The following is a 26,714-nucleotide window of genomic DNA, read 5'->3' as shown; positions in this document are numbered from 1 at the left end:
ACCCGGACGGTCACCGGCTCACCCGAGCCGAGCCGTCCGGGCCCGGCATTCCGGGTGGCGGCCCGCTCAGAAGCCGCCGTCGGTGATGACGGAGCGGTACCAGGTGGCGCTGCTCTTGAGCACCCGCCGCTGGGTCGGGTAGTCCACGTAGACAAGCCCCCAGCGCTGGTCGTAGCCCGCGTCCCACTCGAAGTTGTCGAGGAGCGACCAGACGTGGAAGCTCTCCAGTGGCACCCCGGCGGCGATGGCCCGGTGCACGGCGGTGAGGTGGTCGCGCAGGAAGCTGATCCGGCCCGCGTCGTGGACGGTGTCGTCCTCCGCCAGCGTGTCCGGTGTGGGCAGGCCGTTCTCGGTGATGGTGAGGGGGATCGGGCCGTAGTCGCGGGTGACCCGGGTCAGCAGGTCGTACATTCCCTCGGGGTAGATCTGCTGCCACTCGGCCTCGGAGGTCGCCCAGCGCCGCACGGTGCCGCCGTCGCCGGTGACGTAGATCGGTGTGTAGTACTGCACGGCGAGCAGGTCGACCGGCGCCGAGATGATCTTCAGGTCGCCGTCGCGGATGCCCTGGACCATCCGGCTCTGCGGGCCGAGGTCGGCCAGCAGGTCCTCCGGGTAGCTGCCCCTGAGCAGGGAGTCGAGGTAGAGGCGGTTCTCGTAGCCGTCGTAGAGGTGGGCGGCGGCGGCGGCCTGCGCGGAGTCGTCGGCGGGGTAGCAGGGGTGCAGGTTGAGCGCGGGGCCGATCCGGCTGTCGCTGCCGCTGGCCCGCAGCGTGCCGACGGCGAGCCCGTGCGCGAGTTGCAGGTGGTGGGCGACCAGGTAGGCGGCGTCCGGGTCCTGCCGGCCGGGGGCGTGGTGGCCGGTGAGGTAGCCGTTCTGCACCACGGTCTTGGGTTCGTTGATGGTGAGCCACGCCGGCACCCGGTCGCCCAGGGCGCGGAAGACCACGTCGGCGTAGTCGGCGAAGCGGTGGGCGGTGTCGCGCGACTCCCAGCCGCCGGCGTCCTGTAGCGCCTGCGGGAGGTCCCAGTGGAACAGGGTGGCCATCGGGGCGATGCCACGCTCGTGCAGGCCGTCGATGAGCCGGCGGTAGAAGTCGAGCCCGCGCTGGTTGGGCAGACCGCTGCCGTCGGGCTGGATGCGGGGCCAGGAGATGGAGAAGCGGTAGCTGCGCAGCCCGAGGTCGCGCATGAGGTCGAGGTCCTCGGCGTACCGGTGGTAGTGGTCGGCGGCCACGTCGCCGGTGTCGCCGTTTCGGGTGCTGCCCGGGACGCGGCTGAAGGTGTCCCAGACGGACTCACCGCGCCCGTCCTCCTTCGCGGCGCCCTCGATCTGGTACGCCGAGGTGGCCGCGCCCCAGCCGAAGTTGTCGGGGAAGCGCAGTGGGCCGGCGGGCCCGGTAGGTATCGACATGGATTCTCCTCATGGATACGGGGCCACCGCCGAAATTCGGGAGCGCTCCCAGAATAGGCCAGGGGCGGCCGGCCCGGTCAGCTGGCCGTCATGGCGGCCGGCGATGGCGGGTCGAGGCGGTTGGGGGCCCCAGACAGCGAACGAGGCCGCCGGGCGGCGCGGCGCGCCTGTCCCGTCGGCCTCTTTTCCCATCGTGTACGGGGGTTTAGTGTGGGGACGGGGGAGGGCAACCCCCGTCCCCACCGTAACTGCACACACACGGGCGAGATTTGGGTCCTGCCGTGCGTGTCGCGCGGGAGCCGGGCCACGCGAGTGGCTCTGGTTCCACCTCCCTCCATAAGGCGGGACGATGGCTGACGACGGCGTCCGGGCTGGCCCGTCGTCGGCCCTCGGGCTGGTTCGCCGAGCCCGTCAGAAACGACCTCAGCGATCTTCTTGTTGAACCTTGTCGATGGAAGCGCTCCCATCGACCGATGTTGCGACTGTAACGCCCGTCACGGCTTTGTGAAAGACCCAAAACGAGATCGAAACAACGAGCTGAACGAGTGGCGTCTGCGCTTGTTGTGGGAGCGCTTCCATGGCAGACTGTCGATTCAACGCGACAGGAGCCACATCGCGTGAGCGCGGGTTCACCGAGGGCAGCCGGGCAGCACGATTCCGGTCACGGTCACCCGATCGCAGCCGGCGGGACCCCCTCCCGTGCGGGCCGCACCGCCCTACCCCGGCCGGGCCCGGGGGAGACCACCTTCCCGGCGCCTCGAATCTCCCGCGGACCACCACCACCCTCGCGGGCAGGCGCCTTCGCCGGGGACCGTCCCGGCCTGGTCCGAGGAGACACCGCGCACATGAGACAACTGGCAAGACGCCGTCGAGTGGCGATCATCGCTGCCGCCGCGCTCGCCGCGGGCGGGGTGACCCTGCCCGCCGGCGCCGCACAGGCCGCGCCCGCCTGCGACGTGGTCTACGCGACCAACGACTGGAACACCGGCTTCACCGCCAACGTGACGATCAAGAACCTGGGCGACGCGGTGAGCAGCTGGACGCTCAAGTGGACCTTCCCGAACAGCAGCCAGCGGGTCACCCAGGGCTGGTCGGCCAAGTTCAGCCAGTCCGGCAGCGAGGTCACCGCGACCAACGAGTCGTACAACGGCAACCTCGGCACCGGGGCCTCCACCACCATCGGCTTCAACGGCTCCCACTCGGGCAGCAACCCGAAGCCCACCTCGTTCACGCTCAACGGCACCCCGTGCAACGGCACCCCGGCCAACCAGCCGCCGACGGTCTCTCTCGGCCTGCCGAGTGGGCCGTTCACCGCGCCGGCCGACGTGCCGCTGACCGCGACCGCCAGTGACCCGGACGGGACGATCAGCAAGGTCGAGTTCTACCGCAACGGCCTGCTCATCAACACCGACACCTCCGCCCCGTACGCGTACACCCAGGAGGACCTGCCGGCCGGCAACTACACCGTCCAGGCCAAGGCGTACGACAACGCCAACGGCATCGGGGTCGCCGAGAAGGCGTTCACCGTCGACGCGGCCAGCGGTCCGACCCTCGTCGCCACGCCGTCCGCGGTGAGCGTCAGCGAAGGTGGCACCTCCACCTTCAACCTGAAGCTCAGCGCCGCGCCGACGGCCAACGTGCCGGTCACCCTCACGCCCACCGGCGACGCCGACGTCACGGTCTCGCCGACCAGCACCACGCTGACCCCGAGCAACTGGAACACCGGGGTCACCGTCACGGTCGCCGCGGCGGAGGACACCGACACCCTGGGCGGCGCCGCCACCATCACCGCCGCCGCCACCGGCCTCGCCTCGCTGGCGGTCACCGCCACCGAGATCGACAACGACACCCCCGGCGGCGACAACGCCTACATAGCGAAGTTCCTCGAGCAGTACGGCAAGATCAAGAACTCGGGCTACTTCAGCCCCGAGGGCGTGCCGTACCACTCGGTGGAGACGCTGATCGTCGAGGCGCCCGACCACGGGCACGAGACCACCTCGGAGGCGTTCAGCTTCTGGCTCTGGCTGGAAGCGAACTACGGGCGGGTCACCCAGAACTGGGCCCCGTTCAACAACGCCTGGACGGTGATGGAGAAGTACATCATCCCGTCGCACGCCGACCAGCCCACCGCGGGCTCCGCCGGCACCCCGCAGTACGCCGCCGAGTACAACCTGCCCAGCCAGTACCCCTCGGCGTTGAACCCGAACATCTCGGTCGGGCAGGACCCGCTGCGCTCGGAGTTGCAGTCCACCTACGGCACCGGCGACATCTACGGCATGCACTGGCTGATGGACGTCGACAACACCTACGGCTTCGGTCACTGCGGCGACGGCACCACCAAGCCGGCCTACATCAACACCTTCCAGCGGGGCACCCAGGAGTCGGTGTGGGAGACCGTCCCGCAGCCCTCCTGCGACACCTTCAAGCACGGCGGTCAGTACGGCTACCTCGACCTGTTCGTCAAGGACACCGGCGCCCCCGCCAAGCAGTGGAAGTACACGAACGCCCCGGACGCCGACGCCCGCGCCGTGCAGGCCGCGTACTGGGCGCTGACCTGGGCCAAGGCGCAGGGCAAGCAGGCCGACGTGGCGGCCACCATCGCGAAGGCCGCCAAGATGGGTGACTACCTGCGGTACGCGATGTTCGACAAGTACTTCAAGAAGATCGGCAACTGCGTCGGGGCCAGCACCTGCCCCGCCGGCAGCGGCAAGGACTCGGCGCACTACCTGCTGTCCTGGTACTACGCCTGGGGCGGCGCGTACGACGCCAGCCAGAACTGGTCCTGGCGGATCGGCTCCAGCCACAACCACTTCGGCTACCAGAACCCGTTCGCGGCCTGGGCGCTGACCAACACCCCGGAGCTCAAGCCGCAGTCGTCGACAGCGGTCGCCGACTGGACCAAGAGCTTCGACCGGCAGCTGGAGTTCTACACCTGGCTCCAGTCGTCCGAGGGTGGCATCGCCGGCGGCGCCACCAACAGCTGGGACGGCAGCTACGCCCAGCCGCCGTCGGGCACCAGCACCTTCTACGGCATGTTCTACGACGTCGACCCGGTCTACAACGACCCGCCGTCCAACCAGTGGTTCGGCATGCAGGCCTGGTCGATGCAGCGGATCGCCGAGCTGTACCTGCAGACCGGCAACGCGAAGGCCAAGGCGCTGCTGGACAAGTGGGTGCCGTGGGCGATCGCCAACACCACAGTCGGCACCAACTGGTCGATCCCGTCGGACATGGCGTGGACCGGTCAGCCGACCACCTGGAACCCGTCCAGCCCGCAGCCCAACACCAACCTGCACGTCGAGGTGATCAGCAAGGGCCAGGACGTCGGCGTCGCCGCCGCCTACGCCCGGACCCTGATCGCGTACGCGGCCAAGTCGGGCAACGCGGCGGCCAAGACGACCGCCAAGGGCCTGCTCGACGCGCTCTCCGCCGCAAGCGACGCCAAGGGTGTCTCCACCACCGAGAAGCGTGGCGACTACCGGCGCTTCGACGACGTCTACAACGCGTCCACCGGTCAGGGCCTCTACGTGCCGCCGGGCTGGACCGGGAAGATGCCGAACGGCGACGCCATCGCCGCCGGCAAGAGCTTCCTCGACATCCGTTCCTTCTACAAGAACGACCCGGACTGGCCCAAGGTCCAGGCGTACCTCAACGGTGGTGCGGAGCCCGAGTTCAACTACCACCGGTTCTGGGCACAGGCTGACGTCGCCATGGCGTACGCCGACTACGGCAGCCTGTTCCCGAACGGCTGACGACGACCCGGGGTGGGTGGCGTGGACCGCCCACCCCGGGATCCGACCAGGGTCCGAGGAACGACGGACGCTGGTCGGCGGGACGGCCTGACACCCACGGTCAGGCCGGGGTGGGCCGGCCATCTGGCCGACGCAGCGGATCGGCTGGCCCACCCCACCGCCCGGACTGGAGCCAACCGCGAAAAAGCCCAGAAATTCGGGCCGTCACGGGATCACGCCGAGGTCCGCAACGGAGTAACGTACGTCACCGGAGAGGCCGCTCCCCCCGTGGCGGCCTCTCCACTTTTTTGCCCGCACAGCCCGGCTCGGCGCCGTCTCAGCCCGGCGGTGCCGTCGGCTCTCCGCCGACCGGATGACGCAGACCGGGGTGCCCGGCCGGCAACGACCGCCGCAGCACCACCCAGCTCACGGCCAGCGCCGCGGCGACCAGCGGCCAGGTCAGAGCCACCCGGGCCACCACCAGCGCGAGCACCTGCCCACCCAGGTACAGCGGCACGAACACCGCCAGCCTCAGCAGGTAGGTCGCCGTCCACACCCAACTCGCCCGGCTGTAGCCGCGCAGCAGCGCCCGGTCGCGCCGCCACCGGGTGCGCTGGCCCAGCACCCCGCCCACCAACACACCGAGCAGCGGCCAGCGCACCACGATGCTGACCGTCCAGGCGAGCGCGCTTGCGGCGTTGGACAGCACCTGAATGAGAAAGAAATCCTCGGCCCGGCCGGTGCGCGCCGCGATCAACGCCGCGACGCAGACGGCCAGCAGACCGATCAGCACCGACCGCGGCCGGTCACCCCGACGTAGCCGTACGCCGGCCACCAACGCGCCCACGGCCACCGCCGCGCCGATCCCACCCCACAGCGACTCGCCGCCCAGCAACCAACCCACAGCGAACGCGAGGGGCGGCACTGTGGCGTCGATGGCGCCGCCCCGCCCGCCCAACAGGTCTGCCAGCGACTCGGCCCGCGCCCGCCCGCCATGGCCCAGGTCGGTGCCCACCTGCTGGTCCGGGTCGGGTGCGGCCTGGCCACTGCCGTGCTCGGGTGTTCCGCGCATCGCCGCCTCCTCGCTCTGGCACAACCTAACCGTCGGCGGGCGGCGGGCCACCGGTCGGCCTGCCGACACCGGCCGCTACGGTGTGCGGATGCGCGCGACGGCACGGGGTTGGACCGCGGTCTGGTTGGTCGTACTGGCCCTTGTCCAGACGGCCGCTCTCTTCGCCGTGTGGCGGGTGGCCCTGCACACCGAGATCGGCCAGTGGGTGGACACTGTCGCCCTCACCGGCAACCGGATCGGGCAGGACACCATCGATGGTCCGGTCGATCGGATCCTCAACGCGATGTCGGTGGTCTCCCTGCTGGCCGCCACCGCGATGATCGGGTTCATCGCGCTGATCCGGGGACGGATCGCGCTGGCGATCACCGCGACCCTCCTGATCGCCGGGGCGAACGTCTCCACCCAACTGTTGAAGTACGGGCTGAGCCGCCCCGACTACGGCGTCGACCCGGAGCGCGCCGCAGTGGGCAACAGCCTGCCCAGCGGCCACGCCACGGTGGCCGCGGCGGTCGCGGTCGCGCTGGTGCTCGTGTTGCCGGCCAAGGTGCGGGCGGTGGGTGCCTTCCTCGCCACTGCCTATGCCGCCACCGCCGGGGTCGCCACTCTCTCCGCCGGCTGGCACCGGCCCAGCGACGCGATCGCCGCGTACCTGGTGGTGGGTGTCTGGGCGGCGGTGGCCGGGCTGGTCCTGTTGATCACCCAGCGGGAGCAGGCCGAGATCGCCCCCGGCGACGCACACCGGACGGCCACGCTGGTGCTCGGGGTGGGCGGCGTGCTCGCCCTTGTCGCCTGCGGGCTGTCCCTCACCTGGCTTGTCGACCTGCGCGACACCGGCCCGGACGAGTTGGGCCGCCAGCCCCTGTTCGTCGGGTACGCCGGCAGCGCCGCCGGGATCGCCGGCACGATGGCGGTGGTGATGGCGTTGGTGCTGATCGTCGTGCACCGGCTGGTGCCCAGGGTCAAGGGCTGAGCGGACCGATGGACCCGGTGCGCGCGGCGTTCTCCGCGGAGTGCGCCCAGCTCACCGAGGTCCTCGCCGAGCTGGTCGACGCCGACCTTGACCGGCCCACCAACTGCCCACCGTGGACGGTGCGGGAGTTGGTCGCGCACGTGCGCACCGGAGTCGGCCGGCTCGCCGACATGCTCGCCGCGCCGGCCCCGCCGCGCGCCGAGGTCGACGCCGCCGGCTATTTCGGCACTGCGAAGTTCACCCCGCAGGTCGACGCCGACCGGATCGCCGGAGGCCGGCGCGACGCGTCGCGGGTGGACCGGGCGACGCTGGCGACCGAGTTGGACCGAGCCTGGCGAGCCACCGACGCCGCCGTCGCCGCCGCGCCGCCCGACCGCGTCGTACGGACCCGGCACGGCGACGCGATGAACGTGACCGAGTTCCTGCGGACCCGGGTCGTCGAGGTGGGCGTACACGGTCTGGACCTGGCCGCCGCGCTGGGCCGGCCGCCCTGGCTCACCCCGCCGGCGGCCGGGGTGATCGCCGACCTGCTCACCGGGGGACGACCGACACCGGCCGGGTTGCGCTGGGACCAACTGACCCTGATCCGCAAGACCACCGGACGAGCGGCGCTGACCGCCCCGGAACAGTCCGCGGTCGCCGCCGCCGGCTTCCGCTGGCTCGCCTTCGGCCGCTGACGCACGCGGATCTCGGACGGCGACGGTGTCGCCCGGGGACTGGCCCGCTGACCGTCAGCTCGCGGCGCGGGGCGCGGGGACGTGCGGGGCGACGCCGCGCAGGTGGGTCAACACCACCGGGTCGATCCGCCCCGGCACCAGCCGCTCCTCCAGGTTCTCCAACCCCGCCCAGGAGACCAACGCCGCCTCGGTGCCGCCATCGGCCACCGGGTGGCCCAGCGCGGCGAGCAACGCCGCCACCTCGTCGGCGACCGCGCCGCTCAAATCGAGCAGGGTGGCCGGATCGGGCCGGCTGAACAGCATTGTGTGCACGGCGAGCAGCCGACCCAGCTCGGCGACCGGGTCCGGGTGGTCGTCCACCCGAAGGTCGACAAGCACGTCGCTGGTGCCGCCGTACCCGCCGCCACGCTCGACCACCAGCAGACCGGCGCTCTGCCGGCCCCGCCGGTCACCGCCGGCCTCGTCGCCGGCCCGCAACGCGGCCACCAGCCGCTCGGCGAACGGCAGCCCCGACCCGGCCAGCCAGGCGTCGCCCAGGGCGTCGACGACCTCCGGGCCGGTGAGCACGTTGCCCTGGGCGGCCCACCCGTCACCGGTCCGCCCGCCCGCCCACGGGTGGCAGGCCGGCCCGGTCCAGTTGGCACCCGGACCGTCGACGCCCACCACGCCGAGCTGGCGGTGCTCCCGCTCGGGATCCGCGGCGATCAGTCCGGCCACCACGTCGGCCGGGGCCACCCCGGTGCGCAGCAGGGTGAGGCCCTGCGGACGGTAGGCGAGGTTGACGTGCGCCTGGGTGGCCAGCGCGCCGACCTCGGCGGCGGCGGCCGGCACCAGCGCCCCGGCGGCGAGGAACTTGCTGGCGACGGCGACGCCGTGCAGGCGACCGTCGGCGGATCGGGCGACGAGCGAGAAGGTCACCCGCCGAGCCTAGACCCGCCCGGCCCGCACACCGCCGGGCCGTGCTCGGCTCAGAACGGTGGCGCGGCGGGCTCCGGCGGGGCACCGTGCGCCCGGCGGGCGTCGATGACAGCGACCCCTGCCAACACCACCACCCCGACCGCTGTCGCGACCACACCGGGCAGCCGCAGCAGCGGCACCGACGCCACCACCAGCACCGTGAGAGCGATCCACCGGGACGGGGAGATCCGCCCGAACACCTCGTACTCCAGGCGGGCCCGGCCGGCCAGGAACAGCGCCGGCCCGCCGAGCACCATGGCCAACCAGGCGCCGGGGATCCTCTCCAACGGATGCTCGATGATCAGCTCATAACCGACAGCCGTGGCGGCGAGACCGATCACCATCAGCAGGTGGGTGTCGGCGGCCGAGCGGCCGATGTTGGCGGGGTGCCGGGCCTTCACCACCGCCTCGCCCAGGATCCGCCCGGCCCGCTGGACGTAGATCCGCCACAGCATGATCGAGGTGGCCAACGCGAGCGCGAACGCCCACACGTGCCCCGACTCGTACGGCCCCATGCTGTACGAGAAGCCCGCCACCAGGATCGTCTCGCCAAGCGCGACGAGGAAGAACTGCTGGTACCGCTCGGCCAGGTGCTCCCCGGCGATCTCCCACTTCGAGATTGTCGAGCGGCCCAGCCCCGGCACCGGCCAGCCGCAGCGGGCGGCCAGATACTCGATCAGGAGCGCCGCCGACCAGAGCACCACCTGCGTGTTGGTGCTCAACATCGCACCACTGATCCAGAAGATCCCGCTGAACGCGTACACCACCGCCATGCGCACCTTCAACCGGCGGTACGGGTGGGCGCCCAGCGCGAACGACAGGATCACCGGTCGGGTCACCTGCGCGATCACGTACGCCACCGCGAACATCAGCCCGGTCTCGCTGAACGCCCGGGGGATCGCCACCCCGAGCAGCATGCTGCACACCAGCGCGGTGATCACCACGGTTTGCAGCGGCACGCGGTACGGGTCGTAGCGGCTGGTCGTCCACGCGGTGCCCTGCCAGACCGACCAGAGCGCGAGCAGCAGCAGCAACGTCTTGCCGCTGCCGGTGATCGCCGCCTCGACGTGCTCCCGAGCCGGCCCGTCGGTCAGGTCCTCGAACGCGCGGGCCGAGATCCGGGTCAGCGCGAAGACGTACACAAGGTCGAAGAAGAGCTCGAGGAAGGTGGCCCGGCCCGGGTCGCGCTTGGCCGGCTCCAGGTGCCCCGCTGCCCCGGAACCCATGGTCAGCGGCCTGCGCCGTCGGTCCGGTCCACCTCGAAGTCGTAGCACCCGCGCCGGCACGCTCGGCCGGAAACCGGCGATTATGCCCAACCCGGGGATCTTGCCCGTGCCCTCGTCAACGGGCACGATCGATCGGTGACGAATCGATGGGGCATGACGGTGCCGATGACCGGGATCGCACTGGCGCACCACGACGCGGCCTATGCGGCGCTCGACCAGGCCGGGTTCACCGACGTCTGGTCGTCCGAGGTCGCCGGGACCGACGCGTTCACCCCGCTGGCGCTCGCCGCGGCCTGGCAGCCGGGGCTGCGACTGGGCACCGCCATCGCGCCGGTCTTCACCCGAGGCCCCGGGCTGCTGGCGATGAGCGCGGCGGCGCTGGCCGAGGCCGCGCCGGGCCGGTTCGCCCTCGGCATCGGCGCGTCCTCACCCGTGCTGGTGCGGGACTGGAACGCCGTGCCGTTCGACGAGCCGTTCCGCCGCACCCGCGACGTGCTGCGCTTCCTGCGCGCCGCGCTGCGCGGCGAGACCGTCGACGAGGTGTACGACACGTTCACCATCCGCCGGTTCACGCTGGAACAACCGCCGGCGGTGCCACCACCGATCCTGCTTGCCGCACTGCGCCCGGGGATGCTCCGGCTGGCCGGAACGGAGGCCGACGGCGTCATCCTCAACTGGCTCGGCGCCGACGACGTGCCACGTGCCCTCGCCGAGGTGGGCGAGCGGCGCGCCGGCTTCGAGGTCGCCGCCCGGATCTTCGTCTGCCCCACCGAGGACGCCGCGTACGCCCGAGCGCTGGGCCGCCGCCTCATCACCAGCTACCTCACCGTCCCCGCGTACGCCGAGTTCCACCGCTGGCTCGGCCGGGACGAGACGCTCGCGCCCATGTGGGCGGCCTGGGCCGCCGGTGACCGGCGCGGCGCCAGCGCGGCGGTGCCGGACGACGTCGTCGACGCGTTGGTGCTGCACGGCGCACCGGAGCGGTGCCGCGCCGAGGTGCGCCGCTACGCCGACGCCGGTGTCGACGTGCCGATCATGGCGCTGCTCCCCACCCCCGAGGTCACCGCCGGCGGCGCGACAGCGCTACTCAGCCTCATCGCCCAACTGGGGGCCGACCCCGTGGGAGCGTCCGCATGAACCTCACCGACCGGATCGTGGTGGTCACCGGCGGGGCCGGCGGCATCGGGGCGGCGCTGTCCCGCCGCTTCGCCGCGGAGGGGGCCGCCGCAGTGGTGGTCGCCGACCTGAACGCCGACGCGGCGGACGCGGTGGCCGAGGGCATCGGCCCGGTCGCGCACCCCATCGCCCTCGACGTCACCGACGAGCAGCAGGTACGCGACCTGGTCGCCGACACCGAGGAGCGCTACGGCCGGATCGACCTGTTCTGTGCCAACGCGGGGGTGACGAGCGGCGGGGGAGTGGAGGTCGACGACGCCGGCTGGGACCGGGCGTGGCGGGTCAACGTGCTCGCCCACGTCTACTCGGCCCGTGCCGTGTTGCCCGGGATGCTCGCCCGGGGTGGCGGGCACCTGCTGCACACCTGCTCGGCGGCGGGCGTGTTGACCGCGGTGGGCGACGCCGCGTACACCGCGACGAAGCACGCCTCGGTGGGGTTCGCCGAGTGGCTCGCCATCACCTATCGGGACCGGGGCATCCGGGTCAGCGCGCTCTGCCCGCAGGGGGTGGACACTCCGATGCTCGCCGACGGGCTCGTCGAGGGTCAGCTCGGCGCCCGGGTGATCGCCGCGTCCGGGGCGGTGCTCACGCCCGACCAGGTTGCCGACGCGGCCGTCGCCGGGCTGGCCGAGGAACGTTTCCTGATCCTGCCGCATCCGGAGGTCGCCGACTACGCCCGCCGCCGCGCCGAGGACCCGGACGGCTGGCAGGCCGGCATGCGCAAACTCATCCGCCGCCTGACCACCTGACCGGGCCCCGATCACCGACGGGACCGGCGCAGGGGAGACGGGTGGACGGACCAGAGCAGCCGACGCCACCAGGGTCGGGCGGCGCGCAGGTTGGCGACGTAGGCGGTGGCCAGCTCGGCGGCGCGGGCCGCCTGCCCGGCCGCTGCCGCGTCGGGGGCGAAGCCCACCTGATTGAGCAGGCCCGCCAACTCGTCGACCGACGGCCCGTCGCCGGTAGCGCCATCCCCGGTAGCGCCATCCCCGGTCGCGCGTGCGCGGGCCTCGGCGAGGGCCTCGCGGGCGTGCCCGGCCACCTCGGTGGCGGCCAGGTCGTCCCCGACCGGTCGGCCGGCCAGCCGCAGCGCGTCGGTGACCTCCCGCCAGGCGCCGGCGATGCGTTGACCCGGATCACCCTGGACGAGCCGGGCGCGGGTGAGGGAGCGGCGCATCGCCCACAGGGTGAGCAGCAGCGCCCCCACCAGCAGCAGCAGCCCGCCGCTGCCGCCGGCGACAAGCAGCGGAGTGGACACGCCACCCCTGCCGGGCGGCCCGTCAGCGGCGACGACCGGCTCCGGTGACGCGGTCGGCTCCACCGTGGGCGCCGGCGCCTCCGACGGCGGTGGATCCTCCGGGGTCGGGCGGAAATCCTCCTCCACCGGCCTCGGCTCCTCGTTCGGGCGAGGCAGCGGGTCGAACGGCACCCAACCCAGCCCGTCGAAGAGCACCTCCGGCCACGCGAACGCGTCACCGGCGAGCACCGGCCCCTGCCCGCCGGCCCGGAAACCCACCACCACCCGGGTCGGCAACCCGGACAACCGACCGAGCACCGCGAACGCGGCAGCGAACTGCTCCGACGTGCCCTCCTGCCCGCCGCCGGCGCGGGGTCCGAAGAGGAAGAAACCCAGATTCGGGTACGCGTGTCCGCTCGGCGCGTCCGCCACCACCCGGTAGTGCTCGCCCAGGAACTGCTCGATCGCCAGAGCCCGCGCGTACGGGGCGCCGTTGTCCTCGGCGAGCTGCGCGGCCAGCCGGCGCATCGGGTCGGGCACCCCGTCGGCCACCCGCAGCACCCGAGCCACCTCCTCGCCGGCGGGCACGTTCGCGCTGGCCAACAGGTTCTCGTCCGGCTCTGCCTCGGCGGAGGTCACCGCGTACCGCAGCCCCGGCGTCAACCCCTCCGGCCGGATCAACGTCCCGCTCGCCGGGTCGTACGCCACCCGGGCGCCGCTGACCTCCCGGGGCGTCGCCACGGCGGGCAGCAGCCGGCCACTCAGCTCCGCGACGGTGATCTGCTGGCGGACCGTCTCCACAGTGCTGTCCCGGGGCGGGGAGGCGGCCGGCAGGATCCGCCCGGCGTTGCGGTACGTCGCGCCGACCCGCCAGGTCACCCCGTCGTAGTCGCTGAGCACCGCCAACCGGATCCGCACACCGCCACCGGCGGCGCCGGCCGGCTCGCCCTCCGGCGGGACGCCACCGGACGCTGGAGGCGCCACACCGGCGCGTTCCGTGCTCACGTCGAGGAGCTTCTGCTCCGGGTGCAGCGCCCAACCGGAGATCCGGATCAACGGGTTCTCGTCGAGCGTCTGCACCTGCGGCGGCTCCACGTACCGGCGCGGGTCCACCGGCCGCCCGTCGACCTGGTCGGCGACGACCGGTCCGAGCAGCGCGACAAGCCCCACCACCAGCGCCACCCCGAGTGCCGCGCCGGCGGCCAGCCGCAGCCGCACCGCCGCGCGTACCCGGGGGGCCAACTCGGTGGCCGGATCGGCGGCGGCCGGCGCCGCCGCGGTGGGGGCCGCCAGGCCGACCGCCGCGACCGCGACGAACGCCACGGTCACCCCGACCGCCGGGGTGGCATTCGGACCCACCACGTAGAGGGCGGCGGCGTAGAGCCCCGCCGCCGGCAGGTAGCCCAGCAGCACCCGGCCGGTGCGCAGCGCGACCTCCGCGCCGGCCAGCCCGGCCAACCAGGCGGCGACCACTGGCACCAGCACCGTGTCCGGGGTGGGCTCCACCGGGATCATCGCGGTCAGCAGCCGCGGAATACCGTTGCGCGCGGCGTCGCCGGTGATCTCCAGCAGACCGCCCGGAAGCTCGGCCCGGTTGGCGGCCAGCCGCAGCGACCACAGTGTCCAGCCGGCCATCGCGGCCACCGACACCGGTGCCACCAGCCAGGACGGCAGCCGCCGGGCGGCCACGCTGACCAGCACCGACCCGGCCGCCGCACCGACGACAAGCCCGGTCAGCAGGTCACCCGCGTACACCCGGCCCAGCACCACCCCGGCGAGCGCGGTCAACGCGACAAGCGCCAGCGGGACCACCGCCGCCCGCAGCACCCGCGCGGCGCCCGTCACCACCGGCGTACCCCGTCCCACTCGGCGGCGAACTGCGCGCCGTCCGCCGCGTCGACCACCACCAAGCCGGCCGCGCCCGGCGGCGTCGGCTCGGCCGCGCCGAACACCCCGACCACCACCGACGGGTACGCCCCACGCAGCGCCCCGACGTGCCCCAGATCGTCCCGCCCACCCGGCCCGGTCAGGAAGATCAGCGTGTCACCGAGCCGGTCCTGGCGCAGCCGGGTCGTTGCCGCGCGGACCGCCTCGTCGGCATCCGAGAGGTCGGCGGCGGCGAGCCGGTCCAGCGGACCCAGCGCCGAACCGACGTCCGGCACCCCTCCCGGCGCGCCCGGCTCCGCGCCGGCGAACAGCAACACCACCGGCAGGTCGGCGCGGTGTGCGGCGGTCACGATCGACGCCGCGGCCTCGCAGGCCGACTCGAACGACTCCGCCACCCCACCCACCCGCCGCGGGTGCGCGACGGCGCGATTGTCCACAAGCACGATCAGGTGCGGCAGGCTCGTGTCCACGTTCTCCCGCACCATCAGCTCACCCACCCGGGCGCTGGTCCGCCAGTGCACCCGGCGCAGCTCGTCGCCGACCACGTACTCCCGCAGCGAGTCGAACGTGATCGAGCCGTGCGGCACCCCGTCCACCCGGCCGTCCAGGCTGCGTCCCGCGCCGCGCGGCACCGCCGTCAGAGGGTGGACCCGTGGGTACACCCAGACCGGCACCGCCGCGCCGTACGGGCGGGCCAACGCCACCAACCCCAGCGGATCGCGCCGGGTCACCCGCAGCGGCCCCACCGGCACCACCCCGCGTCGATGGGTCGGCACGTCGTAGCGGACCTCGGTGTCCCGGCCGGGCCGCAGGCGCAACACCGGCACCGGCACGCTGCGGTCCCCGCACCGGTCCTCGGCCAGCAGGTTCGCCGACCGAAGCCGGCCCGCGTTGCGCACCGTCAACGTCATGCTCGCCGGCTCGCCGCGCGCCACCCGGTCCGGATCGGCGTGGCGGGTAACGGTCAGCCGGGGCCGCCAGGCCGCGATCAGCGCGGCGTAGCCGACGGCCGCGCCGGCCGCCGCGCCGAGCAACGTCAACTCGGGGTACGCGAACCGGAAACCCGTCCCCAACAGCACCACGGCGGCGACGAGCAGCCCGATCCCACGGGCGGTGATCCCCATCGCGCTGCTGCCGGTCAGCCCTGCACCGGAGCGGGCTGCCCCGACGGCAGGGGCACCGGCACCGAGGCGACGGCCTGGCGCAGCACCTCGGCGGCGGTCATCCCGCGCACCTGGGCGTCCGGCGTCAGCAGCAACCGGTGCGCGAAGACCGCCTCGACGAGCGCCTTCAGATCCTCCGGCATGATCCAACCTCGCCCGTCGATAAGCGCGTACGCGCACGCCGCACGGGTCAACGCGATCACACCCCGGGGGCTGACCCCGACCCGCACCTGCGGGTGGGTGCGGGTCGCGGCGGCCAACCGGACCGCGTACGCGTACAGCGGCTCGGCGATGTGCACCCGACGGGCCATCCGGACCATCTCCCCGACGGTGGCGGTGTCGGTGACCGGGGCGAGCGCCTCCGGGGAACGCACCGTCGCGCCGCGCAGCACCTCCACCTCGACCGCCTCGTCCGGGTAGCCGACGGACAGCTTCACCAGGAAACGGTCCAACTGCGCCTCGGGCAGCCGGTAGGTGCCGTCCATCTCCACCGGGTTCTGGGTCGCCACCACCAGGAACGGCGACGGCACCGGGTGCCGGACCCCGTCCACTGTGACGGTGCGTTCCTCCATCACCTCCAGCAGCGCCGACTGGGTCTTCGGCGACGCCCTGTTGATCTCGTCGGCGATGACGATGTTGGCGAAGACCGGCCCCGGATGAAACTCAAAGTCCCGGCTCGCCTGGTTGAAGATGGTCACCCCGGACACGTCCGACGGGAGCAGGTCGGGCGTGAACTGGATGCGCCGCCACTGACCCTTCACCGTGGCGGCGATGGCCCGCGCCAGGGTCGTCTTACCGACCCCCGGCACGTCCTCCAGCAGCACGTGACCCTGCGCGAAGAGCGCGGTCAGCGCCAGCCGCACCACCTGCGGTTTGCCGAGCACCACCGCGTTGACGTTCTCGGCCAGCCGGGCGGCCAGGGCGGCGAAGCCCTGCACCTCCGGCTGGGTGAGCGGCTCGTGGGTGTTCACGGTCGGCGGTGCTCCTTGCCTGGTGGTTCAGCAGGTGGGCAGGACGTTGATGTTGTCGCCGCCCTCCAGGTTGAGCCAGGCCCAGGGAATGTAGTTCTTCCCGCTGTACTCGACCTGCACCCACCAGGTGCTGCGCTTGTCGTTGTTGTAGATGTACGCGTAGACCTCTTCACCCGACTTCTTGCAGTACGCCTTCAGCCGGGTGCCGGGCTCCGCCCAGCCGACCTGCTTGTCGTTGTCCTGCTCGGCAACCTTGAAGATCTCGTTGCCGTTGCGGCCACTGACGTCCTGGTCGCAGTAGGTCGACTCCGGCCCGGAAGCGCCGTTGCGACAGGTCGCGACCCCGTACAGCGCCTGGGTGGCCTGGGTCCTCGTGGCGGTGCCCTTACCGGCGGCGTTGGTGGCCGTCACAGTGAACGCGTACGCCGTGCCCGGCGTCAGGCCCGTCATCGTGATGCTGGAGCACGCCCCGGTCTTCGTCGGCTCGCCCGGCGTGCTCACCGCGCAGGTGGCCTGACCGCCGCCCGCGTCCACTGTGAACGTGACAGTCGCCGCGACCGCCGTCGACGACGAGCCGGTGACCGTGACCCGCGGCTCGGCGACCGTACGCGCGGTGGCGGTGGCCTCCGGACCGGGACCCGCCTCGTTCACCGCCTTCACCTTCACCGTCACGTTCTGGCCGTTGCCCAGCCCGGTGACGGTCGTGCGGGTGTCGGTCACCTCGCTGACCCGCCCACCGACGTCCACAAGGTATTTCGACACCGGTCGGCCGTTGTCCTCGGCCGGCGACCACTGCACCGTGACCGCGCCGGGCTGGTTGGCGACGGTGCCGGCCCGCAGGTCGAGCGGCGCGCCGGGCGCCGCGAAGGGCACCACGGTGTTGCTGACCGGCGACGCCGCCGAACCGGCGCCCTTGTCGTTGACCGCGACGACGGTGAACGCGTACTGGGTGCCGAACTCCAGCTCACCGGCGGGCACCACAAGCTCCGTCTTCCTCGACTCGCCGACCGGCGCGTTCGTCCCCGCCGAACTGGCCGTCACCGCGTACCGCGCGATGGTGTTGCCCTGGCCGTTCGCCGCCGGCCACTTCACCAGCACCGTGCCGTCCGGTCGCTCCTGGGCGGTCACGCTCGCCGGCGGGTCGGGCACCGCGGCCGTCGGGGTCACCGGGTTGCTGTTGCGCGGCGGACCGTCGCCCTTGGCGTTGACGGCGTGCACCGCGAACCGGTACGTCTCGCCGTTTGTCAGACCCTTGACCTCCACCGCGCGTTGGTTGGCGCCCACCTCCAGGCGCTGGCCGGCGCCCTCCACCACGTACTTGATGATGTCGGCGCCGTTGGCGGCGGCCGGCCGCCAGCTCACCCGCGCCTGGGCGTTGCCGGCGGCGGCGGTGACACTGCGCGGCGCGCTCGGCTTGCCCACCCGGGGCTTCTTCGGCGGGGGCGGCGGCGGGGCAACCGGTGGCGGGTCACCGCCGAGCACGTCGTTGGCGTACTTGTCGACCTCGCGCACCTGGTGCTTGTCGTCCACCACCCGGGCGGTCGCCGAGTCGGGCGAGTTGATGAACAGGTGATTTTCCCGCACCTCGAGCTCCAGCGGGCCGTTCGCGCGCCCGTTGATGGTCTCGACCAGCTGACCGCCAGCGTCGAAGGTGTAGATCTTGCCGGTGGCCTCGTCCGCGCAGTAGAACCGGTCCGCCCAGGCCACCGCCGGACTGAGCCGGTCGCCCTCGCCCGGCACCGTGAACGCCCGCTCCTCCCCACCGTCACCCACCACCAGCACCCGCCGCTCGGCGGGCACGGTGACCGGAACCCGCTGCCCGCTGGTGCGCGTGGGCATCGCCGCCGCACCGGAGAGCGTCAACGACGTCGGGTGGACCTTGCCCTGCTGCACCCGCACCAGCTTCCCGGCCGTGCGGTCGAGCACCGCCACCCCCTCATCCAGGGTGGACACCACCAGCTCGTGACTGGCCTCGGCGACGTCGTACGACTCGACCTGCTTCGGGCTGAGCCCGGCGCCGGCGGGCGCGGCCGAGGCCGGCGCGGACGGCAACGTGGCGGCGGTGATCGCCGAGACGGTGCCCTGGCTCGGCACCGCGATCCAGAGCCGGCCCGCGCCGTCGAACGTGCCGCCGGTGATGCCCGGGGGATAGTGCACCGGCTCGCCGACCGGGGTCAGCGAGCGCGGGTCGAGCTGCCGCACAATGCCCTGCACGGCGTCGACGACGAACGCCGAGTCCTCGTGCAGAGCGACACTCACGCCCAGGCCGGGGGTGGTCCGGGTGGTCGCGGTGAGTTGCAGGGTGGCCAGGTCCAGTGAGCTGACCTGCCCGGTGTGCAGGTCACGCAGCACCAGCAGCCGGTCGGTCTGGGTGATCTGCATCGGGTGCCGGACGGCACCGGGGATCTCGGTGCGGGTGTCCACCCGGGCGGTGACCCCGTTGACCCGGGCCAGCTCGCTGCGCGCCGCGCTCCACAGCCACGAACTCGCGTCGTAGTTGGCCACCGCGTTGTCGGCCGCGCCGAGCCCGAGAACCGTCAGCCCCATGGCCGCCAGCAGCGCGGCCACCGTGCCGACGGTCACCAGCCCGCCCCGCAGCCGGGACCGGGAACGGGGGGCGTCGGTCTGAACGGCGTCTTCGATGCTGGCCACAGCCGGCTGCCTCCCGTGAGTCGTGGCAGGTGGCGTGCCTCGCGGCAACCCCTCCCCTGAGCCGGGTGCCATCATATGGCGCTGCTGGTGACGGGGGAACCCGCACCGTCACCCCTGTGGATACCGAGCGTGTGCGCAGTGGACGCCCAGCTCAGCTCGGTTGAGCGCGGCACGCCTCAACTCGGCGACGGGCGGACCGAGGGACCGCCCCCAGGCGGGGTGGCGCGCTCCCGCGTCGTACAGACCTGTCCCGAGGTCGCGAAGCTGTCTGTGGAGTAGACCGCCAACACGGTGAAACAGTGATCCACTCGCGAGTTCAACCCGTTGACCGTGTAGCTGGTCCTACCCGGGTCCACGGTGGCCATCACCCCCAGGGGCTGCCCGGCCCGACCGGCGGCAACCATGAACGGCACCGCACCACCGGACGGGTCCGTCCAGGTCAGCGTGATCGTGGTCGCGTCGTCGCGGAGTTTCAGATCGCCGGGGGGCGGCCCGACCGTCGCCTGCGCCGCGGCGGTCGGCGTGGTCCCCGCGGGCGGCGGGTCGTCGCGGGTCAGCACCACCACACCCAGACCGGCCACCGCCACGATAGCCACCCCGGCCGCCACCGCCGCGCCGATCAGCGTCGCGCGGCTGCGCCCCGCCGACCCACCCCCATCGGGGTACGACGGCCGGTACCCGTCGTGCGCCGGGTGGTACTGCTGTCCCGGGTACGGCACCTGGATCGGCTGGTGCTCCCGGGGCAGGTACGGGTCGTGAGTCGGGTACTGATTGTGAGTCGGGTACTGGTCCTGGCCCGGGTACGGGTCGTGGGTCGGGTAGTGGTCGTGGGTCGGGTAGTGGGCAGGGTGCTGCTCCGGCGTCGTTCGCGGTGCGGTCGGCAGCGACCCGGCCGGGTCGGCGGCCGGGTCCGTCGACCACGCTGCCGGAGTCGGTTCGGCCGACGGCACGATCACGCTCGACTGTGCGGCGGTCGGCGCGGGCGGGACGGCGGCGGACGGGGCCGAACTGGCGGCACCCCTGGCCGGGTCGCTGTCCGGCTGGACGGACGGGATCACCTCGGTCTGATCGGACATCACGGCCCGGGTCCGCTGTGTCGGCACCACCGCGGCATCGGCGCTACCCAACCCGAGCTCACCGTCCGCGCCACCGTCGTCCACGTCGGTAGGGGACCCCTCGGCGGGGTCGACACCGGGAGTGGGCAGGGGTTGCGGTGGGGCGTTGCGGCTCCACGGCGGCGCGGTCAACCCCCACGGCGGTACGGGCGGCGCACTCACCGGTGGTGCGGAGACGGGGTGCCCGAAGCCGGGTGGTGCGGAGACGGGGTGCCCGAAGCCGGGTGGTGCGGAGACGGGTTGTCCGTGGCCGGGTGGTGCGGAGACGGGGTAGGTGTGTCCGGGTGGTGCGGAGACAGGGTGCCCGAAGCCCGGTGGTGCGGAGACAGGTTGTCCCTGGCCGGGTGGCGCGGAGACGGGGTAGATGTGTCCGGGTGGCGCGGAGACAGGGTGCCCGTGGCCGGGTGGTGCCGAGACGGGGTAGGTCTGTCGGGGTGGTGCGGAGACGGGCTGTCCGTGGCCCGGCGGCGCGGAGACCGGGTAGGGATGGGCCGGCGGTCCGGACGTCGGGGACGGGTGCGCCGGCGGTCCGGAGACCGGGTACGGGTGGCCGGGCGGCGCCCCGATCGGTGGTGCGGCGGCGGGTGGCCCGCTGACCGGAAGGGCTGGCGGTCCGCTCACCGGATGCGCCGGCCCTGACTGCCCAGCGGCCGGTGACGGTTGGCCCGATGACGTCGCGTCGATGGCGGACGCACTGACCGGTCCCGTCGCCCCGACTGGTCCGGCTGCGGTTCGGGCAGCCTCCTCGGCGAGTAGCGGCTCGATCTGTCGTACCTGGATCGTCGGGTTGTCCCACGGAGGTGCCGGCACCCCCGACGTTGGCGCGGTGCCGGCCGGCGTCGGGGCGGGTGGGGTCGCCGGCCGGTGCGGCACGTCGACCGTCGGCTGGGTCGCCTGGGCGCCCGGCCGCTGACGGGGCGGCGCGGTTGGCCCGGACGCCGGTCGCGGTGGCGGCTGCTGCACAGACGGCGGTGGCTGGCTCTCGGCCCTCGGCCGGGGTGGTTGGCCCTGGGTGCTGGGCTGGGCTGTTGGGCCTTCCGCTCCCGATCGGAGCGGCTGGCTCTCGGGCACCGGCCGGGGTGGCTGGCTGACCGCCGGTCGGGCGGACCCGGGCGGTTGCTCGTCGCCGCGTTGGCGGGGCGCCACCGCGGGTGCGGCGGGCGGCGTGCTCGGGGGAGGTGCGGGCGTACGCCGAGAAACCGGAGCCGGTCCTGCGGCGGCGGGGCCGGGTGGATGGGGTGCCGCGGGGCCGCGTACCCCTGGAGGGGTTGCCCAAGGTGAGGCCGGCGGGGGCGGCGGAGCCCAGGGCGAGTTGGTGGGCGCCGGGCCATCAGCGGAGGGCCGCATCGCGGCCAGGGTCGCCATGGACAGGGTCGGGCCGGACAGTGCCGACCGGATGCCGGACTCCGCCGCCGCGGCCGGACCCGGATCGGGGACCGGCCCGTGCTGCTCGGTGGGCATCGACGCGGACGGGCCGAGGTAGGCGCGGGCGGCGCGTACCGCCGGGTGGTGCTCCCCGAGGGTGGCCGGCCCGGCGGCGGCGACGCGGGTGTAGTTGCGGCGGGCCTCGTGCCGGTTGCCCAGTTCCTCAGCGACCTCGGCGAGTTCGAAGGCGAGCGCGAGCATCACCGGATCGGAATGCTCCCAGCGCCGCTCGCCCGCGGCGAACGCCTCCTCCAGGACCCGGCGGGCGGCGAGCGGGTCGTCCGCCTCGCGGTGCAGCCGGGCCAGCAGATGGGCGGTGTGCAGCATCTCAGGATGATCCTCGCCGTACGGCGGGGGAGCGGATCCGACGGCCTCCGCGAGGAGCTGCCGGGCGGCCCTGAGGTCGCCCGTGGCACGCAGGGCGAGGGCGCGGTGTTGGGCGGCTGCCAGGGGGGAGGGATGGGACACGTGGCAATGCTGCCGTCAGAGGGCCGCCGGACGCTACCCGGACACGCCCCGGGCGGCGAGTCGGTGGACGCGCAAGAGGTGGTGTGAGCAGCGGCGAAAGTGCCGGGAGAGGGGCGCCGGAAGGCGATGTGCATGATCCACGAGTGGCGTGTACAGTAACTCCCCGTGCGGCCCGCCGTACCGACCATCGGGTGGCAAGATCATCTGGTCGGCAAGGTAGGCTGAACGTGTAGGTCCGGGTGGCGGAATGGCAGACGCGCTAGCTTGAGGTGCTAGTGCCCGTATAGGGCGTGGGGGTTCAAGTCCCCCCTCGGACACGAGTACGTATCATGTGTGCGACGTGAACGTCGCGGTGGTCAAGGATGCTTGACCACCGCAGAGTCCCCTCTGACGCCTCGCCTTCCGCTACTCTCAGTAGCTGTCGTTGAGCGAGCTCCCCGATGACGCGCGGCGATTCTTCAGTGATCCCCGCCGTTGTCCTGCCGGGTTCGGCGCCGGGCGTGCGCGTCGCTCCTGGCACCCCCGCGGCGGCCATGAGGCGTCCTCCGCTAAGGCTTCCGAGCCTTGCTGTCACTCGAAGCCGTACAGCCCTCTATGGACTGGCAACGCTCGATTCGCGCGGCCGAATCGCCGATCGGTCCGCCATGAAGGAACTCCAGTGGCCCCCCGGATTGCGGCTAAGTATCCGGGAACGTCGAGGGCTGATCGTCGTATCAGCTGACAAGCAAGGCGTCTTCAAGGTAACGAAGGAAGGCCACGTCCGACTGCCGGCAGTGGTCCGTCAATGGTGCGGCCTCGCCGCTGGCGACCGCGTACTCATCGTGGCTGAATCAGCCAGCAACCGCCTGGTGGTTCATCCGCCAGCAAAGCTCGACGAGATGATTGGGCAGGCTCACGATGCGGTCTTCGGGGGCGAGCATGAGTGACGCATCGGCGAGTCAAGCTGAGTTGGACGCGGCTCGGCTCCTTCTTGCTCGGATGGGCATCTCGCCCGCCGACCTTCTGGAGGCCGCCGTGGCTCGGCCTCCGTCGCCGACCTTCGCCGAATACGTTCCCGTGGTGGCGGCTGCGGTGTCGGCGGGTACGCGGCGTGCCTATGGCTCCTACTGGAACCGAGTGGTGGAGCACTGGGGGCAACGCAGGCTGGACGAGCCCACGCCGTCGGAGATTGAGAAGTTGGCGGAGTACGTCAAGGCGCACGTTGTGGCCCGGCGGAATGCCCGCGGAGGCCGAAGTGCGGCGGAGCATCTGATTGCCGCCTTGCGATGTCTCTACAAGAGGGCGGTAGCTGATGGATTCATCGCAGAGTCTGACAACCCTGCTTTAAAGGTGGCGAAGCCGCGGCGTTTGCCCAGCACGCGTCGGGCGGTGGCGGACACGCGGCTGGCCGAGATAAACGAGGTCGCAGCCAGCACGGGTAACGATCCGGCCCTCGACACCTTGCTCTTGCGGCTGCATACCGAAACGGCGTGTCGGCGCGGTGGAGCTCTGGCGCTCCGTCCGGTTGACCTTGACCCGGACCAATGTTTGATTCTGCTTCGAGAGAAGGCGGACTCGGTACGTTGGCAACCAGTTTCTCCCACGCTGATGAGATACCTACAGCGGCATGCTGAGGAGCGGGGGGCGACAGTGACGGGGCAGCTGCTGCGCTATCGGGACGGTGCGCCCATCACGTACCGGCGTTACGACCATCTGTGGGTACGCATCGGCGAGCACCTGCCGTGGGTCTACGTGCAACAGATCAGCACCCACTGGTTACGTCACACTACTTTGACGTGGGTGGAAAGGAATTTTGGCTGCGCTATCGCCAGAGCCTACGCCGGCCATTCAGAGAGTGGCGGCGATGCTGGCACTACAGCCACCTACGTGAAAGCAACATTGCAGGAAATCGCCGCTGCCCTGTCGGCGCTTACCAATGAGCCGCACCCTCTAGCCTAGTCGTCTGGTGGGGTCCGGTCTTGCGGGGCCGGACCCCACTGCGGGATCTGTCGGCGGTATGGAAGCGCAAGTAGGGACCTCACCGTGAATTGGGCGGCTGTCATTAGCATCTGCCTCCGAGGAGTTCTGAACGACTGGTTGATCTGGTTAATGAAGCGGCGCGGACTTGCCGCAATCGGGATAAGAGCAGTAGCCATTGGCTCCTGGGGTGTAGGAGTGACTTGGGCGGGTGTTCGATGAGCTTCGCGCGGTGGGACGATGTTTGTTGTTTGGATCCAGTCCGGCAGTCGTACTAGATCTGTCCGGCTGTCGTACTAGCGGTGGTTCTGTGGCCGTACCAACCCCTGAGTCCGTGGGAACTCGAAGGCGATAGGCGGTCCGGGCCTTTCTGCGGCGAGCATCTTCCACCTTCGGCCTGAACCGGATGACCCAGCCCAACTTCTCAAGTCGGTTCAGCCAGACACCGATGGTGGAACGGGCCAAACCTGTCGCCTTTTCCAAATCTGTCAAGCTCGGCGAGAATTGCGGAGGGATCACCGCGGTTGCGGTATCGGTCCAGGTCAAAAGTGTCAGGATAACGTGGCGCCCGGAAGGGTCAAGACAACAGTCAGCGTCTCGAACTGCACGCTCTACGGCCCATCGATCTACCATGCAATACGCCCCTTCCGGCCGTGGCGTTCACCGGTGGCTCTTGACGCCGTCTGGCATCGGAGCCTCGTGACGCTAGCGATGAACCTCAGCTCTGACCAGGCATGCACCTGCTCGTCATGCGCTTTCGAGGTGTCGGAGGCGACGGTGACCTGCGGCTTTGGCGTACGTGGAGATGCGACCACCATTGGTTGGTTCGGTTCGTGATTCCGGCAGGCTGGCAACTGCAGACGGCAGCCCGAAGTCGCCGCAGGCGCGCGGCCGGTCGTCGCGGTGCAGGCGAGAGTGTGGGATTGCCGGGGCCAGATTGCGGCTGCGGGCGAGTCGGGTGGTTCGCCCGCGTTGTGGACAGCGAGATCAGTGCGCGTCTCGCCGGGCTTGCTCGGCGGCGAGTTGGGCGGCCTCCCGCGCGGCTCGCTCCATCCTCAAAGTGCTTTGGATGATGGCGTCGATGCCCTCTTTTGCCCCGTCGGATAGTTGTTCGATGGAGCGGGTCATCACTTGTACCTTCGCGCTGACCGGGGCCGGGTCAAGGAAGTAGCCCGCGCCGACGCCGAAGAATTCGGCCAGGGCCGTGAGCGTGGAGGCTGTGGGGTTGTCGTGCGCTCCGATTCGGAGCTTGCGGAGGGTCTCCTCTGAGGTGCGGAGCCCTTTGGCTTTGAGCGCGTCGGCCACCGATGGTGGCGCACCGCTCAGAATGCGTCGGTTATCGCTTCGAATCTGGCGTCCGGCAGTTCGATCGTGGCGGCCGGGACGTTGTTGTCAAGGTGGGCAACGGTCAAGGCGCTGGGCATGGGCAGCATTGCGGGGGAGCGTCGGAGGAGGCAAGCGGGGCATGCTGCGATGGCGTCGCGTCATGCGGCCTCGCCAGATACAGGAGGGAACCCGAACTTTTCGTCAGCGCGACGGTTGCGAGCCGAACCAGGGAATGAAGGCGATTCCGCTGCCGGTGGCGTAGTCCAGCAGCGGCTCTGCTTGGCGGTTCGTGAGGTTGAACAGGTTCTGTACGGATACGATGTCGTCGCCATCATCGACCCGCGGATTTCGTCTTGGCGGGCAACCACGGCGTTGTGGGCGACCGTTCACGATGCTGCTTCGGCGGCGAGAGCTGTTCCGCGAAAGGTATGCCCGGGCGAGAGGCTCGCCAGCATCACCTGTCAAGCGGATCAGCCCGGCGCGACTTCTTTCGGAGTACGCTTCCCTCAGGGGATCACGGCGTGGATGGCTGTATCGATCTTGCCCGGCCGGGTATCGCTGCTACATGGCCGCACCACGCCGCCTCGCCGACCTTTCGCACCGGACAACACGGCTGCAGGCGTTACCGTTGTGCGGCCGCCACCGCCATGCGAACCTTCCCGATGCTGACAGGCCGGCCAAGCGGGTCGGTGTAGCTGCCGTAGATCGTGCCGGTCGCGGGCTGGTGGGGTTGGACCCGCCAGCTGTCGGCCAGGGAGCCGACATCGACGACATCGTACCCAATCTTCTTGAGGAAAGCCGTGGCCGCGAGCTTGGCGTTCAGGTCATCGGCGGCAACCGTCAGGGCGGTACGGTCCTTGGCCTGGGCAGGGCGGGCCAGGGATTCCAGATGTGTATGTTTGATGTTGTTGAATACCTTGACCAGGTGGGCGCGGCCCATCTGCTGCTGTTGCAGTTCGGCCGTTGTCAGGGAGCCGCTGTCGAGCTGGGGTATGTTTCCGTCCCGATCGGCGTAGTAGTTACTGGTGTCGAGAACCACCTTGCCTGCCATGTCGCGGAAAGGGACCTGTCTATATGCCTTGAAAGGGACGCTCACGACGATGAGGTCTGCTACGGCTACCGTTTGCGTCACCGTGGCAGCGCGGGCGCGCGGTCCCAGTCCGGCCACCAGATCAGCAAGAGTTTCTGGCCCACGAGAGTTACTGACCACCACGTCGTAGCCAGCTTTGACGGAGAGCCGGGCTATGACGCTACCCATTTGACCGGCTCCTACGAAACCGATGGTCGTCATCCTG

Annotated in this window: 19 protein-coding genes and 1 tRNA gene; 8 read left to right on the top strand and 12 right to left on the bottom strand. The window is 71.6% G+C overall.

What is annotated here, in order from left to right:
* Positions 1-66: 66 nt before the first annotated feature.
* On the bottom strand, positions 67-1,410 hold the full coding sequence (locus ACQPWW_RS23535; RefSeq protein ID WP_433125586.1) for a GH1 family beta-glucosidase: 1,344 nt from the start codon (positions 1,408-1,410) through the stop codon (positions 67-69).
* A gap of 845 nt (positions 1,411-2,255) precedes the next feature.
* Between ACQPWW_RS23535 and ACQPWW_RS23530 the strand changes: the two genes are divergently transcribed.
* Positions 2,256-5,162, top strand: coding sequence for a glycoside hydrolase family 48 protein (locus ACQPWW_RS23530; protein WP_433125584.1), 2,907 nt, complete (start codon positions 2,256-2,258; stop codon positions 5,160-5,162).
* 316 nt (positions 5,163-5,478) lie between these two features.
* Here ACQPWW_RS23530 and ACQPWW_RS23525 read toward each other — a convergent pair whose 3' ends face one another.
* Positions 5,479-6,213 (bottom strand): DUF3159 domain-containing protein, encoded by a 735-nt coding sequence (locus ACQPWW_RS23525; protein WP_433125583.1) that lies wholly within the window; start codon positions 6,211-6,213, stop codon positions 5,479-5,481.
* Positions 6,214-6,295: 82 nt separating this feature from the next.
* Here ACQPWW_RS23525 and ACQPWW_RS23520 point away from each other — a divergent pair, with 82 nt between their 5' ends.
* Positions 6,296-7,183, top strand: a complete 888-nt coding sequence (locus ACQPWW_RS23520) for a phosphatase PAP2 family protein (RefSeq protein ID WP_433125581.1) — start codon at positions 6,296-6,298, stop codon at positions 7,181-7,183.
* Between the two features lie 8 nt (positions 7,184-7,191).
* Complete coding sequence (locus ACQPWW_RS23515) at positions 7,192-7,860, top strand: maleylpyruvate isomerase N-terminal domain-containing protein (RefSeq protein WP_433125579.1); 669 nt, start codon at positions 7,192-7,194, stop codon at positions 7,858-7,860.
* Between the two features lie 54 nt (positions 7,861-7,914).
* Here the strand turns inward: ACQPWW_RS23515 and ACQPWW_RS23510 are convergent, their stop codons facing one another.
* Positions 7,915-8,778: a DUF1028 domain-containing protein gene (locus ACQPWW_RS23510; RefSeq protein WP_433125577.1), complete on the bottom strand. Its 864-nt coding sequence runs from the start codon at positions 8,776-8,778 to the stop codon at positions 7,915-7,917.
* Between the two features lie 50 nt (positions 8,779-8,828).
* Positions 8,829-10,043 (bottom strand): low temperature requirement protein A, encoded by a 1,215-nt coding sequence (locus ACQPWW_RS23505; RefSeq protein ID WP_433125575.1) that lies wholly within the window; start codon positions 10,041-10,043, stop codon positions 8,829-8,831.
* A 153-nt stretch (positions 10,044-10,196) separates the two neighbouring features.
* Between ACQPWW_RS23505 and ACQPWW_RS23500 the strand changes: the two genes are divergently transcribed.
* Positions 10,197-11,180, top strand: coding sequence for an LLM class F420-dependent oxidoreductase (locus ACQPWW_RS23500; protein ID WP_433134506.1), 984 nt, complete (start codon positions 10,197-10,199; stop codon positions 11,178-11,180).
* Positions 11,177-11,968: an SDR family oxidoreductase gene (locus tag ACQPWW_RS23495; protein WP_433125573.1), complete on the top strand. Its 792-nt coding sequence runs from the start codon at positions 11,177-11,179 to the stop codon at positions 11,966-11,968. The genes ACQPWW_RS23500 and ACQPWW_RS23495 overlap by 4 nt, the downstream gene beginning before the upstream one ends.
* Before the next feature lie 11 nt (positions 11,969-11,979).
* On the opposite strand, the gene ACQPWW_RS23490 is transcribed toward ACQPWW_RS23495, so the two are convergent.
* The 5 genes from ACQPWW_RS23490 to ACQPWW_RS23470 all read right to left on the bottom strand — a co-directional run bounded on the left by ACQPWW_RS23490 (position 11,980) and on the right by ACQPWW_RS23470 (position 22,137).
* Positions 11,980-14,301 (bottom strand): transglutaminaseTgpA domain-containing protein, encoded by a 2,322-nt coding sequence (locus tag ACQPWW_RS23490; RefSeq protein ID WP_433125571.1) that lies wholly within the window; start codon positions 14,299-14,301, stop codon positions 11,980-11,982.
* Positions 14,298-15,467 carry a DUF58 domain-containing protein gene (locus ACQPWW_RS23485; RefSeq protein ID WP_433125570.1) on the bottom strand — a complete coding sequence of 390 codons (1,170 nt, stop codon included), beginning with the start codon at positions 15,465-15,467 and terminating at the stop codon, positions 14,298-14,300. The genes ACQPWW_RS23490 and ACQPWW_RS23485 overlap by 4 nt, the downstream gene beginning before the upstream one ends.
* Positions 15,468-15,481: 14 nt before the next feature.
* On the bottom strand, positions 15,482-16,477 hold the full coding sequence (locus tag ACQPWW_RS23480; protein ID WP_357407216.1) for an AAA family ATPase: 996 nt from the start codon (positions 16,475-16,477) through the stop codon (positions 15,482-15,484).
* Positions 16,478-16,504: 27 nt separating this feature from the next.
* Positions 16,505-19,129 (bottom strand): fibronectin type III domain-containing protein, encoded by a 2,625-nt coding sequence (locus ACQPWW_RS23475; RefSeq protein WP_433125569.1) that lies wholly within the window; start codon positions 19,127-19,129, stop codon positions 16,505-16,507.
* A 176-nt stretch (positions 19,130-19,305) separates the two neighbouring features.
* Positions 19,306-22,137: a tetratricopeptide repeat protein gene (locus ACQPWW_RS23470; RefSeq protein ID WP_433125566.1), complete on the bottom strand. Its 2,832-nt coding sequence runs from the start codon at positions 22,135-22,137 to the stop codon at positions 19,306-19,308.
* A gap of 233 nt (positions 22,138-22,370) precedes the next feature.
* Here ACQPWW_RS23470 and ACQPWW_RS23465 point away from each other — a divergent pair.
* From ACQPWW_RS23465 to ACQPWW_RS23455, 3 genes are all read left to right on the top strand, one after another.
* Positions 22,371-22,454 (top strand) — tRNA-Leu (locus ACQPWW_RS23465).
* A gap of 327 nt (positions 22,455-22,781) precedes the next feature.
* Positions 22,782-23,063, top strand: a complete 282-nt coding sequence (locus ACQPWW_RS23460) for an AbrB/MazE/SpoVT family DNA-binding domain-containing protein (protein WP_279519566.1) — start codon at positions 22,782-22,784, stop codon at positions 23,061-23,063.
* A complete protein-coding gene (locus tag ACQPWW_RS23455; protein ID WP_433125565.1) occupies positions 23,056-24,075 on the top strand; it encodes a tyrosine-type recombinase/integrase in 1,020 nt (339 codons plus the stop codon). The genes ACQPWW_RS23460 and ACQPWW_RS23455 overlap by 8 nt, the downstream gene beginning before the upstream one ends.
* A gap of 1,005 nt (positions 24,076-25,080) precedes the next feature.
* Here the strand turns inward: ACQPWW_RS23455 and ACQPWW_RS23450 are convergent.
* The 3 genes from ACQPWW_RS23450 to ACQPWW_RS23440 form a co-directional block, all read right to left on the bottom strand.
* Entirely contained in the window at positions 25,081-25,398 is a 318-nt protein-coding gene (locus ACQPWW_RS23450) for a hypothetical protein (RefSeq protein ID WP_433125563.1), read from the bottom strand.
* Between the two features lie 222 nt (positions 25,399-25,620).
* Positions 25,621-25,809, bottom strand: coding sequence for a hypothetical protein (locus ACQPWW_RS23445; protein ID WP_433125561.1), 189 nt, complete (start codon positions 25,807-25,809; stop codon positions 25,621-25,623).
* A gap of 232 nt (positions 25,810-26,041) precedes the next feature.
* On the bottom strand, positions 26,042-26,710 hold the full coding sequence (locus ACQPWW_RS23440) for an NADPH-dependent F420 reductase (RefSeq protein ID WP_433125560.1): 669 nt from the start codon (positions 26,708-26,710) through the stop codon (positions 26,042-26,044).
* Positions 26,711-26,714: the final 4 nt, after the last annotated feature.

This window comes from Micromonospora sp. CA-240977, assembly GCF_050942285.1.
In the GTDB taxonomy this organism is placed as follows: Bacteria; Actinomycetota; Actinomycetes; order Mycobacteriales; family Micromonosporaceae; genus Micromonospora.
The sequence above is the reverse complement of the archived record's forward strand: the minus strand, read 5'-3'. Positions and strand labels throughout refer to the sequence as shown.

Bases quoted from the DNA above. Each gene is read 5' to 3' on its own strand.
- ACQPWW_RS23460 (WP_279519566.1), top strand. From the start codon at position 22,782: ATGAAGGAACTCCAGTGGCCCCCCGGATTGCGGCTAAGTATCCGGGAA.
- ACQPWW_RS23525 (WP_433125583.1), bottom strand. From the start codon at position 6,213: ATGCGCGGAACACCCGAGCACGGCAGTGGCCAGGCCGCACCCGACCCG.
- ACQPWW_RS23495 (WP_433125573.1), top strand. From the start codon at position 11,177: ATGAACCTCACCGACCGGATCGTGGTGGTCACCGGCGGGGCCGGCGGC.
- ACQPWW_RS23505 (WP_433125575.1), bottom strand. From the start codon at position 10,043: ATGGGTTCCGGGGCAGCGGGGCACCTGGAGCCGGCCAAGCGCGACCCG.
- ACQPWW_RS23440 (WP_433125560.1), bottom strand. From the start codon at position 26,710: ATGACGACCATCGGTTTCGTAGGAGCCGGTCAAATGGGTAGCGTCATA.
- ACQPWW_RS23485 (WP_433125570.1), bottom strand. From the start codon at position 15,467: ATGGGGATCACCGCCCGTGGGATCGGGCTGCTCGTCGCCGCCGTGGTG.
- ACQPWW_RS23455 (WP_433125565.1), top strand. From the start codon at position 23,056: ATGAGTGACGCATCGGCGAGTCAAGCTGAGTTGGACGCGGCTCGGCTC.
- ACQPWW_RS23535 (WP_433125586.1), bottom strand. From the start codon at position 1,410: ATGTCGATACCTACCGGGCCCGCCGGCCCACTGCGCTTCCCCGACAAC.
- ACQPWW_RS23530 (WP_433125584.1), top strand. From the start codon at position 2,256: ATGAGACAACTGGCAAGACGCCGTCGAGTGGCGATCATCGCTGCCGCC.
- ACQPWW_RS23515 (WP_433125579.1), top strand. From the start codon at position 7,192: ATGGACCCGGTGCGCGCGGCGTTCTCCGCGGAGTGCGCCCAGCTCACC.
- ACQPWW_RS23500 (WP_433134506.1), top strand. From the start codon at position 10,197: ATGACGGTGCCGATGACCGGGATCGCACTGGCGCACCACGACGCGGCC.